Origin of the sequence: Pseudoalteromonas piscicida, from assembly GCF_002744175.1 — a bacterium.
GTDB lineage: Bacteria > Pseudomonadota > Gammaproteobacteria > Enterobacterales > Alteromonadaceae > Pseudoalteromonas > Pseudoalteromonas piscicida_B.
Genome location: NZ_NKHF01000120.1, coordinates 1 through 5,524 on the forward strand (window position 1 = coordinate 1; position 5,524 = coordinate 5,524).

A 5,524-nucleotide genomic window follows, 5' to 3' on the forward strand; every position below is an offset into this window, starting at 1 on the left:
GGTTGTTCAGATTATTCTGATACTTCATTACCACTCAAAAACTTTGTAGATACTCCTCGTGCAAACAGGGTTGGTGAGCATGGAATTGAATTACTTTGGGATACTTCTCTGAAAGGAAAGTTTGATATTCAAATTAAGTTTAACCATAACGAATGGACTGAACCTGGTAGGTTTATCAGTAACGAAAAACGCATCAACTGGGATGACGTACCATCGGGTGAACGCAGTTATCGGATCCGCTCATGTGACGACAGTCTGACGAATTGTAGTGAATGGTCTGCGGAGTCGAATAAAGTTTCGATACCGCTTTGGATACATGATGTGCAGGTTGATGGGAGCTCAACAAGGTTAGAGTGGGGGCCAATAATAGGCGCTGACTACTACGATATCTCAATTAAGTACAATAATAATGACTGGACATTACCTGGTCGGTTTACGTCGAATACTCACTATATCGCTTGGGATAATGTCGAAGCGGGTGTTCGCTCGTATAAAATTCGCTCTTGTACAGGAGTGATCGGTAATGCTGTTTGTTCTGGTTGGTCCGAACCTACTAAAGACTATACCACGGTTGGTTTGCCAAGTAGCACCCCGGCTCTCAAAATCACTGCAATTGAAAGAACTTTTATTAATAAATCTGAACGCATAACTTGGCAATTTGCCAGCCCACCAAGTACTTCTCTAACTACGACTCTCTTTGTGATAAAACCGGGAAGTTCGGACATGATAGAACTAGCTAGCGTTAGTAACAGTGGCGCAGGAGTTCATGATTTTGCCTTTGAGCAACCAGGTAGATATCGCTTCTTTGCGCAAGCTTGTGGAACATTTAATAGCACACAAGTAATGTGTAGCGAAAGGTGGAGTACTGAAAAGCAAATTGAGGTATTGAACAGTGAATTTACGCCAGAGCAAACTAAAACAGAGCTTACATGGCAACAAATAGCTGGTGCAAAAAGCTATATTATTGAGACTGCAAGCTGCGCTAACCAGTGCGATATGTCAGCATTAGATTGGTCAACTCTGAAAACACTAAATAGCAGTCAATTACAGTTTGCGATCCCGGGTGAAGACGGCAGGCACTATCGTATAAAAGTATGTTTTAGCGACGGGGTCTGTACATCTGGGAGTTACGTAGCAAAAGGAAAACCTAAAAAGCAGATTATCTATATTCATACAGATTTGTTGGGAAGCCCTGTAGCCGAGAGTGTGGGTACTTAATATAGATTAGAGCTACGCTTAATGCGAGATACTCTAAGGTTTATAATAATGATGGATTCTTATTAAAAGTTTTATAAATATAATTTTTATTTTTATCACTGCCTTCATTTGCGTATACAAGTATTCCAAGTGAAGAAGTTACGGCTAGACAAGAGATAAACCTCTATTTATGGCAGCGCTTAAAAAAAGCGCTGCCATAACCGAACTGTCGATAAAGCAAATACTCAGCCTAGACTGATTTAGTGTGGCCAGTCGAAGTATTTAAATATCAATATACAGAATCGACTAAGTGAGTTTTGTTGGGGGTTAAACGAACAGGTGTTTTAAATGTTCTATTAGATGGATTTATCTTTTATATACTTAAGTGTGCCAATCGGGTACAATTACTTTTTCGGATGAATCTTACTTACTGATAATTATGAATCTAATGAGGTGTTTTTGGTGGTTATTTGAACTCTATTGTGACGGAAGGTTCAATTACTAGTGGGTTTTAATTTTATCTTTAAAAGTATAATGCTTCTTCCAGTTAATTTTTTGAAAGGAATGGATCGAGTTGAAAAATACAGTGACGTTATAATTCCCTTGATAAAAGTTGGCTCACAGATACAACTCACTTGGCTTCCTCTGGGAGAAGAAGTTGCAGGAGTGGTATATGTGGTATTTGTAAAAAAAGATTTAACGTAGCTCTGCTGTGAGCGCGCTGGTAGGTGTTTCTAATACCGATAGAAATTTCTATGAGATAGTAGTTTGTAACACTGAGTGCGATACTAGTCGGCAATTTGTTGTGTATGAGGTCGATGTAACATCGATGAAAGGCGCTTTGGATGGTCTAAAACACGTTTTGATTTAGATGAAGCGGGGATACTCTATTGGAGGTATGTATTCATGCTGAGCTATAAAAAAGAGTGCACCAGAAGACAGCTGGCGAGGGCCTAAAGGTGATAATGACAGACATCAGTTTTTTGAGGCTAGAAGTTTCCAACTCAATAGGAGTAATTTGTTGACGAAGCCAAGACCCAACGCTTTCCTACAATTCCTTCAGACTATTTGACCGCCGACTGATTGTATCAATCCAGTTAGAGAATCCTTTAATAATTCAGGGCTAAATATCAATGATAATAAGTCGTCCTATCACTGAAGCCGGATTGAGTGATGCCATTGTTGACAAGCAACTAGTTGCAACGCGGCTTGCATTAAATGGTAGAAGTATATTGTGGTCACCGTTATTGACGTTAATAGCACTAAACCAACACTTTGTGCCAAGGCTGTTTTTAACCAGAATTATACTTCCTTTGCGGAAAAGGTATTTCTTACAAGTTGCAAAAAAACTCATCTTTATACATACAGATTTATTAGGGAGTTCGGTGTGGAGAGTCAAAATCTATAAACTGTTATAGTGATTAACTTGCTGTTTTATATTGTTTTTATTTTAAATATTTGTAGGGGTGTTTGATTATACTGTCCTTGTTTGTATGTTAATTATAATTTCACAATTCATGTGTTATTTTTCCAGTTTGGTTTCATAGTAATGGTTGTGTTTTTAATGTGGTTGGATAATGTGTTTCTGAAGCAGTTTTGTTGAGCTAGGTTCCTAAGTGGTGATGGTTTTCACTGTTAATTAACCTGTAAAATAATTTTTATAAGGTTGGTGCTTTTTGGTTGTAGGCTTGTTTTATTTTTTATTCCTTCTTTATGTGAGTGAGTTTGTCTCATTCATGGACTGAACTTTAAGGAGAAATTGTTGTGAGGTGTTTTTGTTGTTTTCTTATTTTTTTATTTTGTTTTTCTGTAGATGGAAGGGTGAGTGATGAATATAAATTGAGTGATTTTTATAATGTTAAACTTCCTCAGTCTTCTTTCTCTAAGTCAAAAATAAATGAGTTTGTTGAACAAGAGGAGAGGATTGATTTATTTAATCTAAGTGTGAGTGTTTTATCTTATGATGTTGATTTGAAAGGTAATCATGGTTTGCCGGTTAATATTGTTAGGGAAATTAAAGAACCATCATTTTCTAAAATACAACATGGTGGTTTTATAATTCCGATGGTAAATATTGGTTTGTTGCGGATGGATTATTATGATTCTCCAACTAAGTACTTTAGGTGGGAGCACCGTTACTGTAAAAAAAGACTACCAAGTCAAGGTTCTCCTCCATCAAGCTTTGAGTCTGCAGCTTATCAAGCCGCAAACTTTAGGGTGACGTTTAGCAACGAAAAGCATTCTACAGAGTTCTTCCGAAAAAGCCACGCAAATACAAAGTTTCCGGATTCTGCTGACTGGATATCAAAGGATAATTGGTATATTTCGTGCAAAGAATCAGGAATGAAAGTTGTCAGCCCGAAAGGTGTCAGTTATCAATTGAAGTATTACGCAAAAGAATATAAATACTTGGCAACTAGAATAGAAGATTACTATGGTAATTGGGTTAATTATTCATATGGAGGTGATTACGTTTCTTCAATTTCATCTAATGATGGGAGAAGTTTGTCTATAGATTATGTCAATAAACCTGGTAGTGATCCTAAATTTACAAGTAAAAAAATTATTTCCAAAGTTACTTATGGAGATAGGGAGGTTTCTTATCTTTATAATAAAAGTCTTGGAATGTCGAGTGGAGGTTTTTATACTATTCACAGTCAGAAGGTTTTGTACCCGGAGGGGTATTACATAGATTATAAAGTAAAAAATAAGGTTGGGGATATTTTAAATCCAGAAAGTAAAATTCTTACGATTGATTATAATGGAAGGTTGTTGACCAGTTACAAATATAAGATAAATTATGTTATTTGTGGTGTTTCAACGTATAATGGTAATAATCATAATATTTTTGATGGTTCAATCGATGGAGTTGATAACTTTTGTTTCCATTCTCAGGCTGCGAATGAACATGGTGGAGAGATTTATTATTCCTTAGAAGAAAAAGAAGTTCAGCTTAGTGATTCTCAATCTTATATAACGACTTTTGAATTTGTACCTCAAAAAAGCAATAAAGACGCCGATAAAATTAGAACCATACAAATTAACTATGATGATCACTCTGAAAGAGTTTCATTTTCAACAGTGTTGGGGAGTTCTTTTGCTGAAAGGATTAAGGAAGAAACATTAAGTTCGGATGGAAGTGTTATTAAGACGGTAGATATTGATTACTACGAGTATACACTTTCTGACGCAGTCCATCCAGTGTGTGAGTTTTACGATAACTGCGAACAAGTTTTTATTAATTCAGGAGGTTTGAGTTATGCCCATGTGTACGAGTTTTCAGTATTGAAAAGTAACAAAATAACTCAAGATGATAATACCTATCTATCTTTTCATCATGATTACACAGATTACGGGTCACCTAAGACTATATCATATACGGGAAATAGAGAAAAAAGAGTAAAGTTTGAATATTTTTCTGATACAGATAAGTGGTTCCTTGATATGGTTAAATCAAAGTCAATATATTATGATAAAGAGGAGGCAGGTGGTTATGTTGAAGAATATAGGTTTGATTATAAGAGGAAAAGTGAGGGGGGGTTTTACTTTCCATATAAATCTTACCTTTATGGTAGGCTGTTTAAAAAGTCTGAGGTGAATGGTGAGGGTAACTTAACAAAGCTTTCTCTTATTCCTAGTGAAGGAAAAACTCTAGATGTTGAATATAGTGAATATAAGCTTGGTTTCCCAACAAAGATTTTGATTCCAGACAGATATGGTGATAATAAGAAGACAAGTATTTTCGATGTTGATTCGTATGGTAATTTAACTTATTCAAAGGGTTTCAAGGGAGAGGAAGTAAAATATAGTTATGATAATTTGGATAGGTTAACGGGGATCAATATTGTTGAAAGTGGATGGTTAGACACTAAATTTAGTTGGGATGATAACAATCATACGCGCTCGGTGGAGCGGTGTATGTTGAATGCCGAAAATGAGTGTACAGATATAGCCAAGGTTAAGACCGTTGAAACTTATGATAGTCTACTGCGCTTAATAAAAACACAATCCACAGATAATACCACTTATGCTGACGATAGCAGCAATACTAAATATCAGCGTTTTGAGTATGATTATAAAGATCGCCAGATCTTTTCATCATTTGAAAGTTACAGCAGTGGCGAAACCAATGGCACCTCCACCGATTATGATGCCCTGGACCGCATAAAATCGGTGAGTATATCAGGACGTGGTAAGACTGAATATGCGTACCTAGCGGGCAATAAAATTAAAGTGACGGACCCACTCAAGAACGTTACCACAACAACGTATCAAGCATTTGGGGCCCCAGAATATAAGATTGCCACTTTTATTGACTCTCCTGAAG

General features: G+C 36.3%; 2 protein-coding genes. Both read left to right on the plus strand.

Features of this window, described 5'->3' with window-relative positions; translation table 11 throughout:
• The coding region (locus tag CEX98_RS22960; RefSeq protein WP_172439833.1) for a hypothetical protein at window positions 1-1,218 on the plus strand (1,218 nt) is incomplete at its 5' end.
• A gap of 1,800 nt (window positions 1,219-3,018) precedes the next feature.
• On the plus strand, window positions 3,019-5,524 hold a 2,506-nt coding region (locus CEX98_RS22000; protein ID WP_143484377.1), incomplete at its 3' end, for an RHS repeat domain-containing protein.